The sequence below is a fragment of the Dyadobacter jiangsuensis genome, assembly GCF_003014695.1.
In the GTDB taxonomy this organism is placed as follows: domain Bacteria; phylum Bacteroidota; class Bacteroidia; order Cytophagales; family Spirosomataceae; genus Dyadobacter; species Dyadobacter jiangsuensis.
In genome coordinates, this window is record NZ_PYAS01000003.1 from 316125 (window position 1) to 338577 (window position 22453).

Genomic DNA, 22453 nt, shown 5'->3' on the forward strand with positions numbered 1-22453 from the left:
ATCATGGTACGCATTTACATCGATCAGAAGCCTTATGACGTAAAGCCGGGTAAAAACCTGCTCGAAACCTGCCTCACACTGGGTCTTGACCTGCCTTATTTCTGCTGGCATCCGGCGATGGGCTCGGTGGGAGCGTGTCGCCAGTGCGCCGTCAAGCTTTTCAAGGATGAAAATGACAAGACCGGGCGTTTGGTGATGGCCTGTATGGAAGGGGTGCGGGATAATATGTACCTGTCCCTGAATGACACCGCTGCGCACGATTTCCGGTCGCAAAACATCGAATGGCTCATGAGCAACCACCCGCACGACTGCGCGGTGTGCGATGAAGGCGGTTCGTGCCATTTACAGGATATGACCGTCATGACCGGCCATGCTTACCGGCGTTTCCGTTTCCCGAAAAGGACTTACCAAAACCAGTACCTCGGGCCATTCCTGCACCACGAAATGAACCGCTGTATCCAGTGTTACCGCTGCGTCCGGTTTTATAAGGATTATGCGGGAGGAAAAGACCTGGACGTATTTGCGGCGCATAACCACGTGTATTTTGGAAGAGAAAAAGATGGGGTACTGGAAAACGAGTTCAGCGGAAACCTGGCGGAGGTTTGTCCTACCGGCGTGTTTACGGATAAAACGCTGAGGGAGCATTATACCCGTAAATGGGATATGACAATGGCCCCGTCCATCTGCCAGCATTGCAGCCTGGGTTGCAATATCATCGCCGGTGAACGGTATGGAGCGCTCCGGCAGATTACCAACCGGTTCAATGGCGCTGTCAACGGCTATTTCATTTGCGACCGCGGCCGGTACGGCTATGAGTTTGTCAATGACCCCGGAAGGGTAAGGCAGCCGGTAATCCGTGGGGAAAAAGAAGGCCGGAATCTGTTCGAAAGCCTCAGCGGTATTCTGACCGGAGGTAAGCTGCTCGGTATCGGCTCGCCGCGGGCCTCATTGGAAGCGAATTTCGCATTGCGGCGGCTGGTGGGTGAGGAGAATTTTTATCAGGGCATTTCCGAAAACGAAGCCGGGTTGCTCCGTAAAATACTGGCGATCCAGCACAGCGGGCACGTTTATACACCCTCGCTGAAAGAAACCGAATATGCCGACGTGACGCTGGTACTGGGTGAAGACCCAACTAATTCTGCTCCGCGGCTTGCACTGGCATTAAGGCAGGCGGTCCGCACCAAACCGCTCGAAAATATCGCAGGATCCAACATCCCGCTCTGGAATGATGCCGCGATCAGGGAGATGATCCAGGATGAAAAGGGAGAACTTTTCATGGCATATCCTGTCAATACCAAGCTTGATGAAGTCGCGTCCGGTATGCTTCATGCGGCGCCGGAGGATATTGCACGATTCGGCTTTGCTGTTGCCCATTATATGGAAAGCAGTGTACCCGAGCCGGAAGGACTCCCTGCGCAAACGAAGGAATCGGCCAGGCGCATGGCGGATCTGCTCCAAAAGGCGGAAAGGCCGCTGATTGTATCGGGAACATCACTTTTCAATGAAGACATTATCCAGGCCGCCTATCAAATCGGGCAGGCATTGGAAAAAGCGGAGAAAAAAGCCGGACTGTGCTTTGTATTGCCCGAATGCAATTCCGCGGGGCTTGCCATGATGCAGGCACCGTCGCTGGCCATGGCGATGAGAGCTGCGGAGACCGGGGAATTCGCCACGGCGGTCGTTCTGGAAAATGATCTGTACCGCCGGGCGGAACGGTCTGAGATCGACCGTTTCTTCAATGCATTTAAAAACAGCTTGGTACTCGACCATCTTGAAAACGACACCGCCCGCAAGGCAACGGTGCTGATTCCGACCGCTACTTTTGCCGAGGGAGAAGGAACGCTCGTCAACAACGAGGAACGCGCACAGCGGTTTTTTCAGGTTTTTATGCCTAAAAACGAGCATATCCGCGAAAGCTGGCGCTGGCTCGACGAGTTCCGGCAATTCCGCGAAGGCACGAAACCCGACGAACTTCGGGAATTGGACAATCTGTTGGAAGAACTCGTGAACGCCATGCCGCAATTCAAAGGAGCGGAAATGGCGGCGCCGCTATCCGATTTCCGGATTAACGGCCAGCGCATTCCCCGGGAGCCGCACCGGTTCAGCGGTCGTACCGCGATGCTTGCCAATGTGGCCGTGAGTGAACCCAAACCACCGGTAGACACCGATTCGCCGCTCTCGTTTACGATGGAGGGCTACCGCGGGATGCCGCCGGCACCATTAACACCCTTTTACTGGTCGCCGGGCTGGAACTCAGGCCAATCGGTGCACAAGTACCAAAGCGAAGCGGGCGGACCGCTGCGCGGAGGCGATCCTGGTGTGCGGCTGTTGGGCAATGCTGTGCATTTTTCAAACGGTTTTCATAGCGCTAGTCCAGCTGCATTTAAGCGACAAATGGATGAAATGGCGTTGGTACCGCTGACGCACATTTTCGGTTCGGACGAACTTAGCGTGTTGTCGCCATCCGTGGAAGGCCGTTCTCCTCGCCCCTACATTGCTCTGAACAGCCTGGACGCCGAACGCCTGCATGTTTCGGAAGGAGCTATTTTAAAAATGCGGATAGGTGACCAGGTTTTTGACCTGCCGGTAACCCTGAAAAATGAATTGCCAGAAGGCCTGGCCGGGTTGCCGTACAACCTGCCCTCGCTATCGGGTATCGCATGGCCTGCGAAAGGTGTCTTAACCAATGCAACCGTATGAACGAGATTCTGAAATATACGCTGATGATCGTCATCATCCTCTTTACGCTGACCACGATCGCGGCCTGGTTGATCTGGCTCGAACGACGGATGCTCGCGCTCTGGCAGGACCGTTACGGTCCCAACCGGGCAGGCCCATTCGGTTTGTTTATCGTCGTGGCCGACACGATCAAGCTGTTTTTTAAAGAAGACTGGATTCCGCCGTTTGCCGAGAAAGCCGTTTTCGTTTTTGCCCCGGCTATTGTCGCGGCGGCTGTGCTGCTGAGTTTTGTGGTGGTACCGTTCGCGCCGGACATTCTGGTGGCCGATCTGGACATCGGATTGTTGTTCTTTCTCGCGATGTCGTCGCTGGGCGTTTACAGCATTGTGCTTGGCGGTTGGGCCTCCAACAATAAATACTCGCTGCTGGGCGCCTTGCGCGGGGCCTCGCAGATGATCAGCTATGAAGTTTTTATGGGTCTTTCTCTGATGGGTGTGGTGATGCTTTCGGGCTCGTTCCGGCTGACGGACATTGTAATGGCGCAGAAGGACTTCTGGTTTGTGGTGACGCAGCCGGTTGCGTTTGTACTCTTTCTGACAGCCGGGATAGCCGAAACGCACAGGCTGCCTTTTGATATCCCCGAGGCGGAGAGCGAGCTCGTGGCGGGTTTCCACTCCGAATATTCGGGTATGAAATTCGGGATGTTCTTCATTGGGGAATACCTGGGTATCATCCTGATTTCCGCCATGGTGGTCACTATTTTCTTTGGAGGATGGCTCGGGCCGGTTTTGCCGCCGGTAGTATGGTTTACCCTCAAAACATTCGTTTTTATTATATTCTTTATCCTGCTGCGCGCTTCGCTTCCACGGCCCCGGTACGATCAGCTGATGGAATATGGCTGGAAAATTATCCTGCCCATTGCCTTGCTCAATCTGCTCATTACCGGCGGATTTACCCTGCTGAAAAACTAACCATTAACCCAATGCGTCATGATCAGCTTACTCAGATCGATCGGCCTCATTTTCCTGCATATGTTTAGGAAGCGCGAGACGATTCAATATCCGGAAGAAAAAGTAGTGCTGCACCCGCGCTGGCGGGGGCGGATCGTGCTCACGCGTGACCCGGACGGGGGCGAGCGCTGCGTAGGCTGCTACCTCTGCGCCGCGGCCTGCCCGGTCGATTGCATTTCCCTGCAAGCGACCGAGGATGAAAACGGCAGACGGTACCCCGCATTTTTCAGGATCAATTTTTCGAGATGCATTTTCTGCGGTTACTGCGAGGAAGCCTGCCCGACGTACGCGATTCAGCTCACCCCCGATTTTGAAATGGGCGAATACAACCGGCAGAACCTGGTGTACGAAAAAGAAGATCTGCTGATCGACAGCCAGGGTAAGTACCCGGGTTACAACTATTACAAAGTGGCCGGCCTCGCCGCGGGTGTAAAAGGCAAAGGCGAGGGTGCCAACGAAGAACCGCCCGTTGATATACGCAGTTTGATCCCCTGAACTATGGAAATCGCTTTTTATATCGCCGGTACCGTCGCCCTGGTAGCCACTTTAATGGTTATCACACGGCATAACCCCGTTCACGCGCTGTTGTACCTGAATGTGTCGCTGCTGGCGCATGCTATGCTTTTTTACCTGCTTGGCGCGTCGTTCGCTGCACTGCTGGAAATCATCATTTACGCGGGGGCGATTATGGTCCTTTTCATATTCGTGGTGATGCTGCTGAACCTTGGCAAGGAGACCGCCGAGCAGGAACGAAAGTGGCTGAAACCCAAAGTGTGGATGGGACCAACCGCATTAGCCGCGATATTGTTTGCCGAATTTCTGGCGCTCGTGTTATCGTCCGGGCAGGGGGCATACAGCCCGGCTGTGGTAGGCCCGCGTGAACTGGCCCTGTCGTTGTACCACGAATACCTGTTAGGGGTTGAACTGGCAGCGATGCTGCTCATGGCCGCGGTGGTGGGGGCTGCGCATATCGGCCGCCATAAAAAACTGGTACTGCACCGGTTTTTGCAGGAAGAAAAGGAAAAAGAAGAGGAGAAACACGAAGAAGCGGTGCTATGAAAACAACTGTTTCAATCGAAGTGGTGGTATTGCTGGCGGGCCTGCTGTTTGCATTGGGGATCGTCGGGGTGATCATCCGGAAGAATATCATTTTCATGCTCTTGTCAGTCGAGATCATGCTCAATGCGTCGGGGCTGGCATTTGTGGCGGCAGGCTCGCGGTGGGGGCAGCCCGACGGCCAGGTGATGTTCGTGTTCATCCTGGCCATGGCCGCCGCCGAGGTATCCATCGGCCTGGCGCTGATCCTGCAAATCTACCACCAGCACAAATCGCTGGATATCGATAATCTGAGAGAAATGAATGGGTGAGCAGCCCGTAACCTGAAAGCGCATGGACAAGTATCTATGGCTCATACCCGCCCTTCCGCTCGGCGGATTCCTGATCCTCGCATTGGCGGGGAAACAGCTCACCCGAGCATCTGTGGCGATTGTCGGAGCGGGCAGCATTTGCCTTTCCGCGTTGGTAACCATCATTGTCGGGGGCGCGTTTCTGGCCGGTATGCCTGCGAACGCCGTATACACTCAGACCTTATGGACGTGGTTCGAGGTGGGCGAGTTCAGTGCGAAAATTACCCTCACGCTCGATGTCCTTTCCCTGGTTTTTGTTTTTGTCATCACCTTTATCGGCGCGCTGATCCACATCTATTCCACCGCATTCATGGAGGCGGACCGGGACTATGCCCGTTTCTTTGCCAGCATGAACCTGTTTGTGTTCTCGATGCTGGTACTGGTGCTGGCCGATAATCTGTTGCTGATGTACCTGGGCTGGGAGGGGGTAGGGCTGTGCAGCTACCTGCTGATCGGCTTCTGGTACGAGCAGCCCGCCAACGGCAATGCGGCACGAAAGGCATTTACCGTCACCCGGATCGGCGACGCGGCCATGGCCATTGGTCTATTCATGGTTTTCCAACAGGCCGGTACCCTCGTTATCTCCGATATCGGGGCCAATGCTACAACCATCTGGCAGCCTGACAGTACCGTTGTAACGATCACTGCGCTATTGCTGCTGGCCGGAGGCCTCGGCAAATCGGCCCAGCTTCCGCTACAAACCTGGCTGCCCGACGCCATGGCGGGGCCATCGCCCGTGAGCGCGCTCATACACGCGGCCACGATGGTGACCGCCGGCGTGTACCTGGTAGCGCGTATGCATGCGATCTTCGCGCTCTCCGAAACGGCTCGTCTGGTGATTGCCGTCATCGGGGCCGCGACCCTGCTGCTCGCCGGGCTTACCGCCCTCACCCAGTACGACATCAAGCGCGTACTGGCCTATTCAACTATCAGCCAGATCGGCTATATGTTCCTCGCATTGGGCGTGGGCGCCTGGACGGCTGCGATATTCCATTTTATGGTTCATGCATTTTTCAAAGCATTACTCTTCCTCGCTGCGGGAGCCATCATTGAATCCCTTCATCATGAGCATAATATGTTTAAAATGGGTGGGTTGAAAGACAAAATGCCGGTGGTTTTCTGGACATTCCTGGCCGGTGCTCTGTCCCTGGCGGCGGTGCCGCTCATCAGTGCAGGGTTTTATAGCAAGGATCAGATACTCTGGTACTCCTGGACGGCCAACGGCGGGAGCCCTGTATTATGGATGGTAGCCCTTTCCGGTGCATTGATTACCGCTGCCTACACCACGCGCATGATGATCCTGACATTCTGGGGAGAATCGCACACGCCGGTCGGGCATTTGCCGGGCAGGCGCATGACGATGCCGCTTGTGGTGCTCGCGGTATTCTCTGTTTTTGCCGGGTTTATCGAGCTGCCGCATAATTTCGGGCATTTTACGCTTTTCTCGGATTTGTTGCATCCGGTATTGCCGGAAACGGTTATGCGGGATAATATTCCATCGGAATGGCTGTTTCAGCTTTTGGCGGCACTGGCTACCCTGAGTGGTATATTTCTTGGCTATCATTACTACTATCAGCAACCTGCACGCATCGAAAACCTTCGCCGGAACGGCTTGCTGGCAAGCCTCCACCGCTTCTGGTTTTCGGGTTGGGGTTTCGACGCGCTGTACGATCGGGTGCTGGTGAAGCCATTCATTTTTATTTCCAAAGTCAATAAGTCGGATGTTACCGACAGGCTGTACACCGGCATCGCTGCGGCGACCGGTGAAATGTACAAGCTGCTTTCACGAACGCAATCCGGCTCGCTTCGGTGGTATATCATGGGGCTGGTGGTTGGTGCAATTCTCATCCTGGGTATTCAGATAATGCTATGATACTGGTCCTATTAATCACGGTTTTAATGGTCGGCGCCGTTGCGGCGGTGATCGCAGGAGAATGGAACAGGCACCTTCCGCGGTGGATCGCATTAGCGGCCAGCGTCACAGGTCTGTTACTCGTGATATTGCTGTGGGCCAATACCTCGCCGCATTCGCTGACGGACGGGCAATGGCTGATGGACTACCGCAAAGCGTGGATTCCTTCTTTTGGCATAACCTTCCACCTGGCGGTCGACGGGCTGAGCTTGCTTTTACTGGGTCTGACCTTTTTTCTGGGCGTGCTCGCCGTACTCTGTTCCTGGGATGAAATCCGCGAGCGAAGGGGCTTTTACTATTTCAACCTGCTCTGGATCCTGGCAGGCGTGGCGGGGGTATTTATGGCCATGGATATGTTCCTGTTCTACTTCTTCTGGGAGGTGATGCTCATTCCGATGTATTTTCTGATTGGTATATGGGGAAGTGAAAACAGGGTATATGCAGCTTATAAATTCTTCATTTTCACGCAGGCAAGCGGTTTGCTGATGTTCCTGGCCATATTGGGCCTCTATTTCATCCATGGGCAGGATACCGGCGTTTACACATTCGGGTATTTTGAACTGATTGACACTGTAATCCCATTCAAAACGGCTTTCTGGCTGATGTCCGGCTTTATGATCGCCTTTGCCGTCAAGCTGCCCGTATTTCCATTTCACACCTGGCTGCCCGACGCCCACGGGGAGGCGCCTACGGCAGGAAGTCTCATTTTGGCCGGATTACTGCTGAAAACCGGTGCCTATGGTATGCTGCGTTTTGTGGTACCCATGTTCCCCGAAGTGGTGACGGACGTGGCCGTGCCGGCTATGGTGCTCGGTGTCGCGGGTATCATTTATGGCGCAGTCATGGCCTATTCGCAGACCGATTTGAAACGGCTGGTCGCATTTACGAGCGTGAGCCATATGGGTTTTGTGATCACCGGCATTTTCGCATTGAATGAACTGGCGCTTCAAGGAGTGGTCATGCAGCTTGTTACCCATGCTCTGAGCACCGGCGCTTTGTTTTTAATGGCCGGGATGATCAAGGAGCGGCTGCATACCCGCGATATCGAACAAATGGGGGGGCTCTGGGGGCCAATGCCTCAGATGGGTACCATCGGGCTGGTATTTGCGATGGCCTCGCTCGGATTGCCGGGCCTGGGAAACTTCGTCGCCGAATTTCTGATCCTGCTCGGTGTTTTTCAGGCGCAGCCCTGGGTCACCGTTGTCGCGGCCTCCGGGCTGATATTTTCGGCAGTGTATTCCCTGCGCATCGTTGGGAAGATATTCCTGGGCCCGCGCAGGACGATGGAAGCCGTTCCCGATTTTTCATTGAGGGAAATGCTGATCATGGCGGCGCTCACGGTTTCGGTAGTTTGGCTCGGGCTGTTTCCGCAGCCGGTGATCGACACGGCCAAGCCTGCCATCACGGAGCTTATTCGGTTTATGGATGTTCATCATATGGCCGCAGATCATCAGTCTTATGTCAAATAATGATTTCTCTGCGCTGATGCCGCTCATGGTGCTGGCAGGCGCATCGGTACTGGTGATGCTGCTGATCGTGGCGCGGCTGAGCCATCGGATCATCCAGCTGGTGAGTCTGCTGCTTTTTGTAATAGCATTCATTTGTTTGCTAAATATCCGCGGAATGCTCCCCTACGAGGTGGGTTCGCTGTTTATGATGGATAGCTTCGGCGCTTTTATGACCGGGCTGATCATCTTTTCGGGATTGGTGGTCAATGTGTTCTCCTACATCTATTTTCAGGAAAAAGAAGAAGGACCAAAAGAGTATTATGTGCTGCTTTTCCTGTGTACGCTGGGCGCTTGCGTGCTGGCGGTGAGCGAGCATTTCGTATCCGTCTTTCTGGGGCTTGAAATCCTGACCATAGGCTTGTACGCGCTCATTGCCTACCTGCGTACGCGCAACCACAGCATTGAGGCGGGCATCAAATACCTGGTGCTGGCGGCGTTTTCGTCGGCTTTTCTGCTTTTTGGAATGGCCCTGGTGTATCTGGAAACGGGTACGATGTCGTTTGCAGGAATGGCCGATGTGGTCGCGGCCGAAAGCGTACCGCCATTGCTGCTTACCGGATTAGGTCTGATGCTGGTCGGGCTGGGCTTCAAGCTGGCGGTAGTGCCGTTTCATATGTGGACCGCCGATGTGTACCAAGGCGCGCCTGTGCCGGTTACGGCATTTATTGCCACTGCCTCCAAAGGTGGGGTCGTGGCGGCAATGCTGCGCTTTTTCATCGCGATCGACGGGTTCCAATCGGAGCCCTTGCAGATGGTCATGATTACCATCGCCATTGCATCGATGGTGGCGGGCAACCTGCTGGCACTGCGGCAGAAAAATATCAAGCGGCTGCTCGCGTATTCGTCGATTGCACATTTGGGATATTTGCTGGTTGCATTCATCCCCGGCAGCGCTGTGGTCCTGCAGGCCGTCAGTTTTTATTTGCTTACTTACTTTATCACGACTTTTGCCGCCTTCGGGGTGATTACTATTCTCTCCGATTCGGAAACCGATGCCGATGATCTGGACCGGTACAAGGCATTATTCTGGAAGCATCCCGCATTGGCGAGTATATTGGCCGTCGCCATGTTTTCGCTGGCGGGTATTCCGCTCACGGCGGGTTTTACGGGGAAATTTTATGTACTCACCACCGGTATCGGGCAGGGTTTCTGGCTGTTGGCCGTGGTGCTGGTGCTGAGCAGCGTGGTGGGGCTGTACTACTACCTCCGGGTGGTTACGATGCTGTTTGCCGGTACACGCGACTTGCTGCCGGATCCTCCGGCCAGATATCCCGTTTTTCTGGGAATCAGCATGGCAGTTCTCTCCATTCTCACTTTTGCGCTGATCTGGCTCGGCGTTTACCCTGATACCGCGATCGGCGTCGTGCAGGGGCTTCAATTGAAATAGCCATGAAAAAGGGCCTGTCCGTCGGATTGCTTTCGCAAAATGAGAACAGGCCCTGCAAATGGTTATCTTAACGACGAACCGTCACTTTCAGGAATGTGGCGGGAATCGAAGTGGCATTTTTGTCTGGACTTTGATTTTGGCTTTCGAACAAATTTGCCAGCTCCTGGTGCAAATCGGCCTCTTTGCCGTTCTTTTCCGCTGCTTCAAATGCGTTCATCGTAGGCCCGTAGTATTTCCTGAAAGTTTCAAGAAATGCTGCCGGAGGGACGGGCGTCCGGAAGGTGAATGTTTCCCTTTCGAAAGAGATATTTTCCTGCGATGCGCCCGCCGCTACAAAGCGCTCGGTTACATTGTTTTCCACACCCCAGAGCATCGGGCTCACAAACCCTTCCGGCGGTGCGGGCGTGTAGGCAGAGCTTACTTTCAGGATCTGGGCTACGAGCGTCGGGTCGCCGGGGATCCAGTTGCCCATCACGATCTTCCCGCCGGGGCGCGTTACGCGAAACATTTCCTTCGCCACATCAAACGGCTGGGGCGCGAACATGGCCCCGAAAATGCTCACCACCACATCGAACGACTGATCCTCGATGCCTTCGAGGTTGATCGCGTCGCCTTCGCGGAAGGTGATATTGGTCAGCCCTTCGGCCTTTACGCGGGCATTACCTGCTTCTACGAGGTTCCGGGCGATATCCACGCCCTGGACATTGGCGCCCAGCCGCGCGGCAGGTATGGCGGTAGTGCCGTCGCCGCAGCCGAGGTCGAGGACTTCCTGGCCTTTGGTGATTCCTAATTTTGCTACCAGCGCAGTGCCGCTTTCACGCATTGTTTCTGCCAGACGGGTGAAGTCACCCTTTTCCCAAAGTGCTTTGTTTGCATTCATTTTATTTTTCATTTTAGATTAAATAGATACTGTTTTGATTTTTGGCTAAACGACTCTCCAATAGTGCATGCAGGAGAGGAAAAGCGCGAGAAGAATTGTCATTAATTTAAGAATTTTCATGGCTGAATCGATATCGGGCGCAACCCGATATACTTTACGGTTTGAACTTCAACTTGGCGATCACATTCTGCCCCACGATTTTTCCGTGAAGCAGGCTTACTTCACAGGTTTTACGGAAATGAATGCCGGCATACACCCTCGAAACCGCGGCTTCGGAAGCCGCCTCTTCAAATGAGTTGAAAGTTCTCGGCGCAAATGCGGGGAGGTTGTACGGCTTGTCGGTGAAATGGTAGTTCTGTCCGAAAATTTGGCTCAGAACTTCCGCAGCGGCTGCCGACATTACCGAGTGACCCGAGGGATATTCCGGATGCGGAGGCGTTGGAATCACAGTGTTCCAATCAGGATGGTTCATCACTGTGCGGATGTAGGTCACCGGGCGCACGCCGTGATACACATATTTACCTTTGCAAAGACTGATGGCCCCGTCGGACATGGCGATGCCCAATTGCGCGAAAGCTTTGGCAGCCGCAGCCAGCCCCGGTTTTTCGATGGCCAGGACCTGGCTCAGGATGTTATGCCATGAATTGTCGGGCCAATAGGTCGCGATGGTGCGCTGCTCCTGCGTGAGCGACTGCGAAATGGTGTACAGCTCCTCCACTTGTTTGTAATACGCTGATGCGGGATCTTCCGAATAAGGTATGGGCGCACCTTGTTCCGCGCCTGCATCGCTGTTGGGCACAATCGTGCGTACTTTGCCCCAGTTGGACAGAATAGCCGGTGCGAATGCAGGCGGCGTAGGTTTCCAGTAGGACGGTCCGCTGAGCGGCGTATACGGAGTAGCGTTGTCATAGCCATCGGTTTTGGCCCATTCAAAAACGGCTGCCGCGATTTTCTTCCCGAAGTCGACGGAGTTGGCCAGCACGTCGGGTTGCTGGTGCGCCTGGTACTTCGCCAGATTGGCCGCTTCCAGCGAATCGATGCGTGCCAGCGTAGCGGCTGAGATGCCCGGATGAATCACGCGGTTGATCGCGGCAAGGGCTGCATTGGCGCTGGCCGGGAAGTAATAGGTTAATGATCCCGACGGCTTCGGCAATGCGGGAAGGCCATTGAGCTGCGGCGCGATCGACTGGTACCCCGGCAAACCAGGCTGCAATGATTCCCACAATGCGACACCGCTGTACGCCCATCTGCGGGCTGTCACAGGCGGGGAGGCGGGCATGACCTGCGCGATTTTCAACTGCATGGTGAGCCACGACGTGACTACCTCGGAGGAAGCAGGCTGCTCGGCCGGAATCTGGGGACCGTCGTGATCCGTGCACGAGACGGTGAGCATTGTGCAGGCAAGCAGCCCGAAGGCCGATTGTCTGACGCGTTTTAATAATGTTACATTTTTCATGTGATAATAGATTATTGAGGCTGCAAAATTGCATCGGTGAGAGGGGCCAAAACTTGTAATGGCGACGCATATCCAGGTAATTATGCGTCGCTGCATAGGACCCTGAAAACAGCCGCTCATATCTACCTGGATTTGCATCCTGCCTACAATCCGGGCCCGTTAAGGGCATATAGTTTTGCCGTCGGCTGATTCAAACCGGCCTTATATCAATCATTTACATTAAAAACAGCTATGAAAAACAGTAACATTTTCCGGGGCTCCGGCGGCCGTATTCTCGCATGCGTTATCCTGATGGCCTTTTCGATCGCCTGCTCGGATTACGATGATCACCCCAAGCCGGTACTCACTCCCGCAGACCACATTATGCTTAGTGAAAACCTCACGATGCCCGCGTCATTTGCGCTTCCTTCGAATCCGAAAGGGTATGAGCGCGTGGCTACTTACTTTGCCGTGGGCGTGCAGAAATACAAGGCGCAAGTGAAGGATGGAGCAGGCCCGGTGCAGTACCAATGGGTTTTTGTGGCGCCGGAGGCGGATCTGTACGATGCGTCCAATGCGAAAATAGGCAGCCATTTCGTCGGTCCTACCTGGAAACTGAATGGCCCCGGCTACATGATCGCAGGGCAGGCATTCAGTCCTGCCAAAACCTATTCCAAAGATCCGAAGAGCATCGACTGGCTGCTGCTGACCAACAAAGCAGGCCAGGAGCCAACGGGCATTTTTCAGGGAGTAGGGTATATATTCAGGATCGCGACAACCGGCGGGCGAGCGCCGGTAAGCCCTCCGACAGATGCGGCGGCCACCGCCGATGTGCCTTACACCGCGGTTTACCGGTTCGTCAAACGCATTCCCTAATTACGCTTCTTTTTGCGAAACCCTCGCGGCATATTCCGTGGGGGTTTCCCCGAATTCCTTTTTAAAGCTTTTGCTGAAATACGATTGGTCATTGAACCCCACCGCATAACCGATCTGCGTGATCGTGTCAGCCTTTTGGCGGATCATTTCTGCTGCTTTTTGCAGGCGCATGTCGCGGATAAAGTCGTTCGGGGCCAAACCGGTGAGCGCTTTCAGTTTCCGCAAAAGCTGCGTGCGGCTAAGACTCATTTCCTCCGCCATTTTCTCAACCGAGAACAGTACATCCTCCATATTGGCCTCCACAATCTCCTTGGCTTTCATCAGAAACTTGTCGTCGAGCGACATTTCCTCCGAGGCCGTGACGTGTACCCGGATACGTTCGCGGTAGCGTTCAGCCAGTTTTTTCCGGAGTTCGATCAGGTTTGCAACCCGGACAGTCAGTTCTTCCACCGAGAAAGGTTTGGTGAGGTAGTCGTCGGCCCCGGTTTTTAATCCGTCGATGCGGGATTCCTGGCCGCTCTTTGCGGTAAGGAGTATCACCGGGATATGGCTCGTCCGTTCATCGGATTTGACGGCGGCCGTGAGCTCGATACCATCCATGCGGGGCATCATCAGGTCGCTAATGATCAGGCTTGGCAACACCTTACGTGCGCACGCGAGCGCTTCCACGCCGTCGGGTGCCTTGAAAACGGTGTATTGGCCTTCCAGCAAAGAGGCCATGTAATCGCGTAATTCGGCATTATCCTCCACGATCAGTACCGTTTCCTCGGTAGCTCCACTGCCGGCTGTGCGGCGCTCCTTGCGTTTTGCTTCGTTTAATATCGGTACTTCCGGAGCCTGGTCGGCCGGATGTGCAGTAGGAAGTGTGTAGGGGAGAGACCCGTTTTCAATGATCTGGCCGGCCTCGTAACCCTCCTTGTGCACTGGTACCTCAATGGAGAAAACCGAACCTTTGCCGACTTCGCTCTGGAGTGAGATACTTCCTTTGTGCAGTTTAACAAGCTCTTTGGCAAATGCTAACCCCAGACCGGTGCCGCCATCCTGGTTTTCGACGGTCTGTCGGGCCTGGTAAAATGATTCAAACACCCTTTTCTGTTCTTCCGGCGCGACGCCGCGGCCTGTGTCCGACACCGAGACTTGGAGCACCGGCTTCCCTGCCTTGTCGGTAATATGCGCAGCAATTTTTACCGAGCCGCCGGCTGGCGTGAATTTGAATGCATTAGACAACAGGTTGATAATCACCTTTTCCAGCTTGTCGGGGTCGAACCAGAAGGGGCCTTCCGGCACAGCAATCGCTTTTTCAAAGGCTATTTCCTTATGCTGCGCCAGCGAGTCGAAGGAGGACGACAGCACACTCAGAAACTGGCGGAGCTCTCCTTTTTGTATTTGAAGCTCCATTTTACCGGCTTCCAGCTTCGAGAGGTTCAATAGCTGGTTCACGAGTTCGAGCAGGCGGTTGGCGTAGCGCTTCATGGTGAGGAGCTTACCTTGCTCGGCGGGGGGCTTTTTGCTTAATTCTTCTTCGAGGGGGGCGAGAATCAGCGTCAGCGGCGTCCGGAATTCGTGGGAAATATTCGCAAAAAAGCGGGATTTCATGCGGTCCATTTCTTTCAGCTCTTCGGTTTGGAGCAGGATTTTCTCGGTGCGTTCGCGGACGGTATTTTCGAGCACGAGTTTTTCCATTTTCAGCTTCCTTTCCCGGAACCGAACCAGCACGACCGCCATGCCGCCCAGGAGCAGCGCGTAAATGGCGAATGCCCACCAGGTACGGTACCAGGGCGGAAGAATCTTGAAGGCTAATACATCTTCGCCTCCCGCATTACCATATACGTCTCTGCCGCGCACCCGGAATACATAATTTCCTTCGGGCAGGTTGGTGAAGTCAACAAACGATTCACCCGACCAGGCCGACCATTTCTCGTGAAAGCCTTCGAGGAAGTATTGAAATTGGTTTTTGGTCGAAAGATCGTAGCTAGGCAATGCAAACTGGAATCGCAGCCGATGCCCGTAAGCCATTTCAGGCGAAGCACCCCGGAAACTCACCGACGAATCCTGGTCGACCGAAATCCGGCGGATCAGCGTTTTGAATGGCTTGTTGACGCCTGTTTCAAGGCTTTTGTCAAAGAGTACCAGCCATTTATTGGATCCGAAAACCATGAACCCGTCGCCATTGTCGTGCATTTTGGAAATGAGCGCATCGGATAGCCGTCCCGAAACGGGTAGCCTTTGGAGCCTGCCCTGGGCATATTCAAATACCTGGCTCTGGTAGTTGTGATAGAGTGTAAACCACATGGTACCATCGCGGCCCGCGACGATTTCGTTGATCCACCCGCCCTTGTACGGCGCCACACCGGCGGTAAGTACCGAGTCGACTTCAAACCTGCGTTTGGCAGGGTTAAAGCGGTGCATTGCCTCGTCGGTGGAGGCGTAGACTGTATTGCCAACCTTTTCCAGCCAGCGGATTTTGTTGGACGACAATCCGTTTTCGGGACCGTGGTGGATGAGCTTGAACGGATCGGCCAGCGAATGCATGGCGCCCGGCGTTTGCCAGGCTATTTCATAAATTCCGTTTCGCCGGCTGTTGATGAAAATGGTACCGTCGGCCCCGCGCGCGAAGCTTTCGGAATAGAATTTCATATCGTCACGCCGGCCGCCCTGTACCCATTTGCCATCCTTCAAAAGCAGTTCCGTAAGTCCGTTGCCTTCCAGGCCCACGAGCAAATGCGGAGGGACCTGCGGGGATCGCGCTTCTTCTACGCGTACTACATTCTCTTTCGCTATTTGCGACCGGCTCCCGTTTTGATTCAGTACAAAAACGCCGTCGTAGTTGGATACGATCAGTTCATTTCCAAAAGTCTGGCAATGCATCGTCAGGTTGTCTATTCCGGCGATTTTTTTGAAATAGGGTTTGGAAATACCTTGCGAAGGCGGGCTGTTCAGCTCGAAAAGGCCTTTGCTGTTGGTGGTAAATAACTTATTGTTAAAGACTTCAATGTCCATCGGATTCTCGTCGAGGCCGTGATTTTCGTTCAGCACCCGCAGCGGCGAACTGATTTCCAGGCGGCTGATCCCATTGTCGGTGGCGAGCCACAAATCCTTTTCGGCATCCTCGAAAACGGCATATACGGCATCGCTGGACAGCCCTTCTTTGCGGCAGATGTTGTTGCGGATGGTGCCGTCGCGTTGCATCAGGTAAAAGCCCGACCCGGTAGTAGCAAAAGCATAGTCTCCATTACTGAGCTGTGCGCTGTGGTACACGGCATCTTTGATGCGAACCCTTTGGCCGTCCTTCATCAACGGTTCGAGTTTTGTCCCGTCGTAGATATAAAACTCCTTGGTGAGGCCGGTTACCAGCAGTTTTTTGCCTTCGAACGGCAATAAACTTGTCAGCCCCATTCCTTTGAATGCCTCGCCGCCTTCGACGAGTTTCAGCGAATTTCCTTCTTTTTTGTAGAGGCCCTTCTCGCTCACGCTCACGTACAAGGCGTCATTGACCAGCCAGGCGAACCCGAGTGTGCCGATGTCGCTTTTCCATACTTTGAATTTCCCACCCGTGAATTCAAGAATATGCAGGTCGCAAACGAAATAGACAGAACCCTTGCCGGCGAATGTAAACCATATATTCCCGAAGTTCCGGTCGGAGGGGCTGAGCTTGTTTTTCAGGGAGTGAAAAACCATTTTATTCTGACTGTTTTCGGCCAGGTAGCCCACTTCTCCCGATCCGCCGACGTAAATACGGCCTTTCGGGTCCTTCGCCAGCGACCGTACCGGATTGCCATCGGTGGTAGGGATGAGCTGCCAGGTCACGCCATCATATTCGAGCACGCCGGAGTTGTTTGCAGCGTAGATAATGCCATTGTTTCCCTGCACCAGCGCCCAGTTCTGGAATGCGGCCTTGTACTCGTCGGTGGAATAGTTGGTAATGAATGGAAGGCTCTGCTGCCAGATCTTTGCAAGCGGAGAACCGGGCTTTTGTGCCGCTGCGTTCAGGCCCAGCGCCAGGGCGAAAAGCAGGGGTATTTTTTTCATAGGTCGGATGGTAAAGCCTGGCATAACGAGCCCAAACCTGCACTTGATGAGTACGATACGTTGTGAATAGGAGGTAAAAGTATTGTATTTTGAAGGCAGGAGCAATGTACGGCGGATCGACCCGCGCAGGAACTTACTTAACGGGTCCGGGCGCAAAACGCGTACGGATAGTTTTTTAGCAAATGTTTGCTTTGATTTGTGCATGTATAAGCTTTTGTTAGCCGCTATCCTGACCCTCGTATGCGGAGCTGCGTTTGCTCAGCTTCGAATTGAAATTGTTGAGTCGCCGCCGCTGATTTCCCCGTCCTCGTCACTTTTCCTTGCCTCGGATTTGAATAACTGGAGTCCGGGAGACCCGAACTACAAATTCAGAAGAGATCAGGGAGGAAAGTATTACATCGATATTCCGAAAGTCCCGGCCAGGTTTGAGTACAAGATCACGCAGGGTAACTGGACCATGGTAGAGGGCGACTCTTCGGGGACTCCGCTTGCTGACCGGGTTTACGACGCATCGAAAGAGGCCGATCCGCATTTGATCAGGATCCGCATTGCGGGCTGGGAAAAAAAGATCGTATATACCTTCATTATCAACAAACTTCCGGAAAATACACCGCACGACGCAGAGATATTCATTTCCGGGAATTTCAATGACTGGGAACCCGCGAACCCGCTTTACAAGGTGTATAGGAACGTGGACGGCACCTACCGGACTACCATTTACACCGATAAGGACCCGGTCGAATACAAGTTCACGCGCGGCAGCTGGAAGTCGATCGAAGGGCGGGAGAGCGGCAAAGCGCGACCGAACCGGACGATCTACCGCGATTCGAAAGTGGATCATATGTCTATCAATGTGGAAATAGACGGCTGGGAAGACCTTTCGGCCTCATTCCATTTCTACTCGCTGTACGATCTGCTGCTGCTGTTCTCGGTTTTTCAGGGCATTCTGCTCATCATCGCGATCCCTTCCATGCAGAATTACAACCGGCCGGCCAACCGCTGGCTGGTGATCACGATCGGGGTGGCCTCGCTGATGATCCTGCTGCGGACGATCGGCGGCTACCGGGAGGCAGCGCAGGCATTCGGGAAAATCCTGCTCATGCCGGACTTCATTCTCTTTCTCTATGTGCCCGCATTCTATTTTTACCTCCAACGGCTGCTGTTCAACCAATCCGTTAAGCCATTCCGGCAGGTTGCGCTTTTTCTGCCGGTGCTGCTGCAATGCTTTGTGTACCTGCCGTTTTTCCTGATCAGCGACAGGGAGCTGCATTTGCTGTTCCTCGTGCGCGACCGGAGCCTGTTCGGGGTGTTTTTGGGTACCGGCCTGCTAGCGCTCGGCTGGAATACCTATTTCTGGTTCCTCTTCCGCAAGACCTTCCGCTTTTACCGGGAGCAGTACCAAAGCCATTTTTCGTACGAGCAAAACCTGCATTACCTCAATACGGTGCTGTTTATCCAGGCGCTTTGCCTCGGACTGTGGTATTTCCTTTTTATCATGCTGGGCCTGGGCTATTGCTTTGATTTCGACGTCACGCAAATCGTGGAGGGCAGCGTGGATGCTATCTGGCTGGCTTTTTCTACCATCACCTATTTTGTGGGGTATTTCGCGATTCACCAGCCCGAAATCTTTAAAATATCACCACAGCCACGATCGATTTTTGATGCCGGTGTGAGCGTGGAAGAAGCGGAAAATCAGGAGAGCGTCGCCGACAAGAAGCCGGAACAGTCCGAGGATATCACCGACCTGAAACGGCTGGTGGAGGAGTATATGGCCAAAGAAAAGCCGTTCACCAACCCGAAACTGACGCTGAGCGAACTGGCCGGCAAGCTGAAATTGTCGCAGCACACCCTGTCGCGGGTGATCAACGACGGCTTCGAAAAAAACTTTTTCGACTTCATCAATTCCTATCGCATTGAGGATTTCAAGAAGCGGGTCGATAATCCCAAATTCAAAAACTACACGCTGCTGAGCATTGCCTACGAGGTGGGCTTCAACTCCAAAACGGCATTCAACCGGTCGTTCAAAAAAATCACCGGACAGACCCCGCGCGACTACTATAATGCGAGCCGTCCCGAGGAATAATTGACTTTTTTGGGTTTAAATTATCAGGAAAATAAGTGCCATTTTATAAAGTGGAGCTTGTAGTTATATATTTAAGTAACTGTAATTGAGATTATTATGGTGTAATAATGCATTGTTTTCAAAAATATCGCTGAAAACCGGAAGTGGAACGACAGCGGCTTCGAAAGGGGATAGTTTTGCCAGGAAATATTTCGATAAATAATTGGATTTATCCGATTGGTACCTCGAAGTGTTCGAAAGCAATCAATCACATTTTATCCCTTTACGATGAAACAGCTTTACCAAAAGACGGTCTGTTTTGCCCTTCTGCTCCTGCTCGGGAATGTCGCGCTTATGGCGCAAGGCACGGTCAGCGGAAAAGTTACCGACGAGCACGACGGCTCGGTATTACCCGGCGTTACGGTCGTGGTCAAGAACAGCGCGCTCGGCACCCAGACCGACGAAACAGGAAAGTACTCCCTCTCCAATGTGCCGGCCGGTGCAACGCTTGTATTCAGCTTCGTAGGCAAGCTGGTGAAGGAAGTGCCTGTTGGAACCGAATCCGTTGTTAATGTTACGCTGGCAGATAATTCCAAAGAACTGTCGGAAGTGGTCGTGATTGGGTACGGTACGCAGAAAAAGCAGGAGCTCACGGGCTCGATCACCAGCATTTCATCGAAGGACTTCCAGCAAGGCAATATCCAAAGCCCCGAGCAGCTGATCGTGGGAAAGGTAGCCGGGGTATCGATCACGTCCAACAACGGACAGCCCGGCTCGGGAAGTACGATCCGCATCCGCGGGGGCGCATCGCTGAATGCGAGCAACGACCCGCTGATCGTCATCGACGGCGTTCCTTTGAGCGGCAGCAGCCTCAGCGGCGCACCGAACCCGCTCAGCCTCATCAACCCGAACGATATTGAGACTTTTACCGTGCTCAAAGACGCCTCGGCAACGGCCATTTACGGCTCACGTGCATCCAATGGCGTTATCCTGATCACCACCAAAAAAGGTCAGAGCGGAACGCCGGTGGTCAATTTCAATAGCCAACTGGCGGTCTCGAAAATTATCAAAACGGTGGATGCCCTCAGCGCCGACGAGTTCAGGACTTACGTGGAAACGAACGGTACCGATGCCCAGAAAGCATTGCTGGGTTCAGCCAAAACCGACTGGCAGGACGAAATCTACCGCACCGGCATCAGCACCGACAATAACCTCAGTATTTCGGGCGCATTGAAAAGCATGCCTTACCGCGTTTCGCTGGGGTATTTGCTGCAAAACGGTATCCTGATCACCGACAAAATGCAGCGCCCGTCGGCTTCGATCAACATCAGCCCGCGGTTCTTCAACAAGCACCTTAAAATCGATCTGAACCTGAAAGGGGCGCAAACAAAGTCGCATTTCGCGAATCAGGGTGCGATCATCAATGCCGTGCAGTTTGATCCTACGCAGGCGGTTATGGACGAATCGAGCCCGTTTGGCGGTTATTTCGAATGGGTAACGAAAGACGACGCCGGGAAAGCGACACTCAACCCGAATGCGCCGAGAAACCCTGTGGCGCTGATCCGCCAGCAGGACAACAATGGTACGGTCAACCGCAGCTTCGGAAATGCGCAGTTCGACTACAAATTCCACTTCCTGCCCGATCTCCACGCGAACCTGAACCTGGGTTACGACATTTCGAAAGGCAGCGGGACGACATTCGTACCGGAATATGCTGCGCAGAATTTCACTACCAAAGGCCAGAATAACAAGTATTTGCAAAAAGTGAACAACAAGGTCGCCGAGTTTTACCTTAGTTACGCGAAGGATCTCAAAAGTATTAAAAGTAATGTAAGCGCTACGGCCGGTTATGGTTACTACAACAATGCGACTAAAAATTATTTCTATCCCAATTTCAGCGCCAATGGCGAAATTGTGGAAGGCTCGCAACCGAAGTTTGAATACGATATCCCCGAAAATACGCTCATTTCGTACTACGGAAGGCTGATTTACACGTTCGACGATAAATACATCCTGGCGGGTTCGATCCGGACGGACGGTTCGTCGCGCTTCTCGCCTGAAAACCGTTGGGGGGTATTCCCGTCGGTAGCATTGACCTGGCGTATCAACCGGGAGGATTTCTTGAAGCCTGTAAGCGCCCTGACCGACCTCAAACTGCGGCTCAGCTACGGGATCACCGGTAACCAGGACGGCATCGCCAACTACTCCTACCTCGGGATCTACTCGGTGAGCTCCAATGCTTCTCAATACCAGTTTGGAAATACCTTTTACAACATGACCGCTCCGGCCGCGTACGATCAGAACATCAAATGGGAGCAGACTGCAACGGCCAACGCGGGCCTGGATTTCGGGTTCTTCAACAACCGCCTGTCGGGTAGCCTGGATGTGTATTACAAAAAGACGAAAAACCTGCTGAACACCGTACCGATCCCAATCGGCTCGAATTTCAGCAACCAGATCCTGACCAACGTCGGTAATATCGAAAACAAGGGTGTGGAGTTCGCGGTGAACGGCACGCCGATCGCCACTGGCAAACTGAGCTGGAATGTGGGGTTCAATGTTACCTACAACAACAACAAGATTACCAACCTGACGGCCGTGAGCGATCCGGAATTTGCGGGTAACCAAACCGGCGGCATCACCGGCGGGACGGGCCAGAGCATTCAGATTCATTCGGTCAACTATAATACCTTTTCGTACTATGTTTTCAAGCAGGTGTACGACCAGGACGGAAAGCCGCTGGAAGGTGTTTACGCAGATCTGAATGGGGACGGGGCGATCAACCAAAAAGACCAGTATCGTTACAAATCTCCATTCCCGAAGGTCATGCTGGGCTTTAATACGCAGCTTACCTACGACAAATGGAGCCTGAGCACCATTCTGCGCGCCAACATCGGCAACTACATGTACAACAACGTGGCCTCGAACTTCGGTGTGAGAAGGAATATCCTGAACCCGAACAACATCCTCGGCAACAGTACCACGGACATTTACAATACCAACTTCTTCAACAACCGTTACCAGTCGGATTACTATGTGCAGAATGCGTCTTTCCTGCGCATGGACAACGTGGGCATCGGCTACAATGCGGGCCGCGTGTTGGGCAACCGCATGAACCTGCGGATCAATGCCACCTGCCAGAATGTGTTTGTTGTAACCAAATACAAAGGCCTCGATCCCGAGATCAACGGTGGTATCGATTACAACCTCTATCCGCGGCCAAGGACTTTTGTGTTGGGCCTGAATCTGGACTTTTAATCGCTAAATGT

General features: G+C 53.6%; 14 protein-coding genes. 11 read left to right on the top strand and 3 right to left on the bottom strand.

Annotation, left to right across the window (positions count from 1 at the left end):
* Positions 1-3: 3 nt before the first annotated feature.
* Genes nuoG through CLV60_RS07350 form a run of 8 tightly spaced genes read left to right on the top strand, consistent with a single transcriptional unit; the run spans position 4 to position 9902 of the window.
* Positions 4-2700, top strand: a complete 2697-nt coding sequence (nuoG, locus tag CLV60_RS07315; RefSeq protein WP_106594717.1) for an NADH-quinone oxidoreductase subunit NuoG — start codon at positions 4-6, stop codon at positions 2698-2700.
* On the top strand, positions 2697-3650 hold the full coding sequence (nuoH, locus tag CLV60_RS07320) for an NADH-quinone oxidoreductase subunit NuoH (RefSeq protein WP_106594718.1): 954 nt from the start codon (positions 2697-2699) through the stop codon (positions 3648-3650). Before nuoG ends, nuoH begins: the two co-directional genes overlap by 4 nt.
* 18 nt (positions 3651-3668) lie before the next feature.
* Positions 3669-4184, top strand: coding sequence for an NADH-quinone oxidoreductase subunit NuoI (nuoI, locus tag CLV60_RS07325; protein ID WP_090383672.1), 516 nt, complete (start codon positions 3669-3671; stop codon positions 4182-4184).
* Positions 4185-4187: 3 nt separating this feature from the next.
* Entirely contained in the window at positions 4188-4748 is a 561-nt protein-coding gene (gene nuoJ / locus CLV60_RS07330) for an NADH-quinone oxidoreductase subunit J (protein WP_106594719.1), read from the top strand.
* On the top strand, positions 4745-5056 hold the full coding sequence (gene nuoK, locus CLV60_RS07335) for an NADH-quinone oxidoreductase subunit NuoK (protein ID WP_106594720.1): 312 nt from the start codon (positions 4745-4747) through the stop codon (positions 5054-5056). Before nuoJ ends, nuoK begins: the two co-directional genes overlap by 4 nt.
* A gap of 22 nt (positions 5057-5078) precedes the next feature.
* Positions 5079-6968, top strand: a complete 1890-nt coding sequence (gene nuoL, locus CLV60_RS07340; protein ID WP_106594721.1) for an NADH-quinone oxidoreductase subunit L — start codon at positions 5079-5081, stop codon at positions 6966-6968.
* A complete protein-coding gene (locus tag CLV60_RS07345) occupies positions 6965-8476 on the top strand; it encodes a complex I subunit 4 family protein (RefSeq protein ID WP_106594722.1) in 1512 nt (503 codons plus the stop codon). The genes nuoL and CLV60_RS07345 overlap by 4 nt, the downstream gene beginning before the upstream one ends.
* Complete coding sequence (locus CLV60_RS07350; RefSeq protein ID WP_106594723.1) at positions 8466-9902, top strand: NADH-quinone oxidoreductase subunit N; 1437 nt, start codon at positions 8466-8468, stop codon at positions 9900-9902. The genes CLV60_RS07345 and CLV60_RS07350 overlap by 11 nt, the downstream gene beginning before the upstream one ends.
* A gap of 67 nt (positions 9903-9969) precedes the next feature.
* Here the strand turns inward: CLV60_RS07350 and CLV60_RS07355 are convergent, their stop codons facing one another.
* Together CLV60_RS07355 and CLV60_RS07360 are read right to left on the bottom strand one after the other, a co-directional pair.
* Positions 9970-10782: a class I SAM-dependent methyltransferase gene (locus CLV60_RS07355; RefSeq protein ID WP_229210863.1), complete on the bottom strand. Its 813-nt coding sequence runs from the start codon at positions 10780-10782 to the stop codon at positions 9970-9972.
* Positions 10783-10936: 154 nt separating this feature from the next.
* Complete coding sequence (locus CLV60_RS07360) at positions 10937-12238, bottom strand: vanadium-dependent haloperoxidase (protein ID WP_106594725.1); 1302 nt, start codon at positions 12236-12238, stop codon at positions 10937-10939.
* A 231-nt stretch (positions 12239-12469) separates the two neighbouring features.
* Between CLV60_RS07360 and CLV60_RS07365 the strand changes: the two genes are divergently transcribed.
* Positions 12470-13093 carry a DUF3455 domain-containing protein gene (locus tag CLV60_RS07365; protein WP_106594726.1) on the top strand — a complete coding sequence of 208 codons (624 nt, stop codon included), beginning with the start codon at positions 12470-12472 and terminating at the stop codon, positions 13091-13093.
* Here CLV60_RS07365 and CLV60_RS07370 read toward each other — a convergent pair whose 3' ends face one another.
* The gene (locus tag CLV60_RS07370) at positions 13094-17122 is read right to left on the bottom strand and encodes an ATP-binding protein (RefSeq protein ID WP_106594955.1); all 4029 of its coding nucleotides are present in this window, start codon (positions 17120-17122) and stop codon (positions 13094-13096) included.
* Between the two features lie 202 nt (positions 17123-17324).
* Between CLV60_RS07370 and CLV60_RS07375 the strand changes: the two genes are divergently transcribed.
* On the top strand, positions 17325-19205 hold the full coding sequence (locus CLV60_RS07375) for a helix-turn-helix domain-containing protein (RefSeq protein WP_106594727.1): 1881 nt from the start codon (positions 17325-17327) through the stop codon (positions 19203-19205).
* Between the two features lie 267 nt (positions 19206-19472).
* Complete coding sequence (locus tag CLV60_RS07385; RefSeq protein WP_106594729.1) at positions 19473-22442, top strand: SusC/RagA family TonB-linked outer membrane protein; 2970 nt, start codon at positions 19473-19475, stop codon at positions 22440-22442.
* Positions 22443-22453: the final 11 nt, after the last annotated feature.

What these genes read in the sequence shown, in the direction of transcription:
- nuoG (WP_106594717.1), top strand. Translation starts at nt 4, where the DNA reads ATGGTACGCATTTACATCGATCAGAAGCCTTATGACGTAAAGCCGGGT.
- nuoH (WP_106594718.1), top strand. Translation starts at nt 2,697, where the DNA reads ATGAACGAGATTCTGAAATATACGCTGATGATCGTCATCATCCTCTTT.
- nuoI (WP_090383672.1), top strand. Translation starts at nt 3,669, where the DNA reads ATGATCAGCTTACTCAGATCGATCGGCCTCATTTTCCTGCATATGTTT.
- nuoJ (WP_106594719.1), top strand. Translation starts at nt 4,188, where the DNA reads ATGGAAATCGCTTTTTATATCGCCGGTACCGTCGCCCTGGTAGCCACT.
- nuoK (WP_106594720.1), top strand. Translation starts at nt 4,745, where the DNA reads ATGAAAACAACTGTTTCAATCGAAGTGGTGGTATTGCTGGCGGGCCTG.
- nuoL (WP_106594721.1), top strand. Translation starts at nt 5,079, where the DNA reads ATGGACAAGTATCTATGGCTCATACCCGCCCTTCCGCTCGGCGGATTC.
- CLV60_RS07345 (WP_106594722.1), top strand. Translation starts at nt 6,965, where the DNA reads ATGATACTGGTCCTATTAATCACGGTTTTAATGGTCGGCGCCGTTGCG.
- CLV60_RS07350 (WP_106594723.1), top strand. Translation starts at nt 8,466, where the DNA reads ATGTCAAATAATGATTTCTCTGCGCTGATGCCGCTCATGGTGCTGGCA.
- CLV60_RS07355 (WP_229210863.1), bottom strand. Translation starts at nt 10,782, where the DNA reads ATGAATGCAAACAAAGCACTTTGGGAAAAGGGTGACTTCACCCGTCTG.
- CLV60_RS07360 (WP_106594725.1), bottom strand. Translation starts at nt 12,238, where the DNA reads ATGAAAAATGTAACATTATTAAAACGCGTCAGACAATCGGCCTTCGGG.
- CLV60_RS07365 (WP_106594726.1), top strand. Translation starts at nt 12,470, where the DNA reads ATGAAAAACAGTAACATTTTCCGGGGCTCCGGCGGCCGTATTCTCGCA.
- CLV60_RS07370 (WP_106594955.1), bottom strand. Translation starts at nt 17,122, where the DNA reads ATGAAAAAAATACCCCTGCTTTTCGCCCTGGCGCTGGGCCTGAACGCA.
- CLV60_RS07375 (WP_106594727.1), top strand. Translation starts at nt 17,325, where the DNA reads ATGTATAAGCTTTTGTTAGCCGCTATCCTGACCCTCGTATGCGGAGCT.
- CLV60_RS07385 (WP_106594729.1), top strand. Translation starts at nt 19,473, where the DNA reads ATGAAACAGCTTTACCAAAAGACGGTCTGTTTTGCCCTTCTGCTCCTG.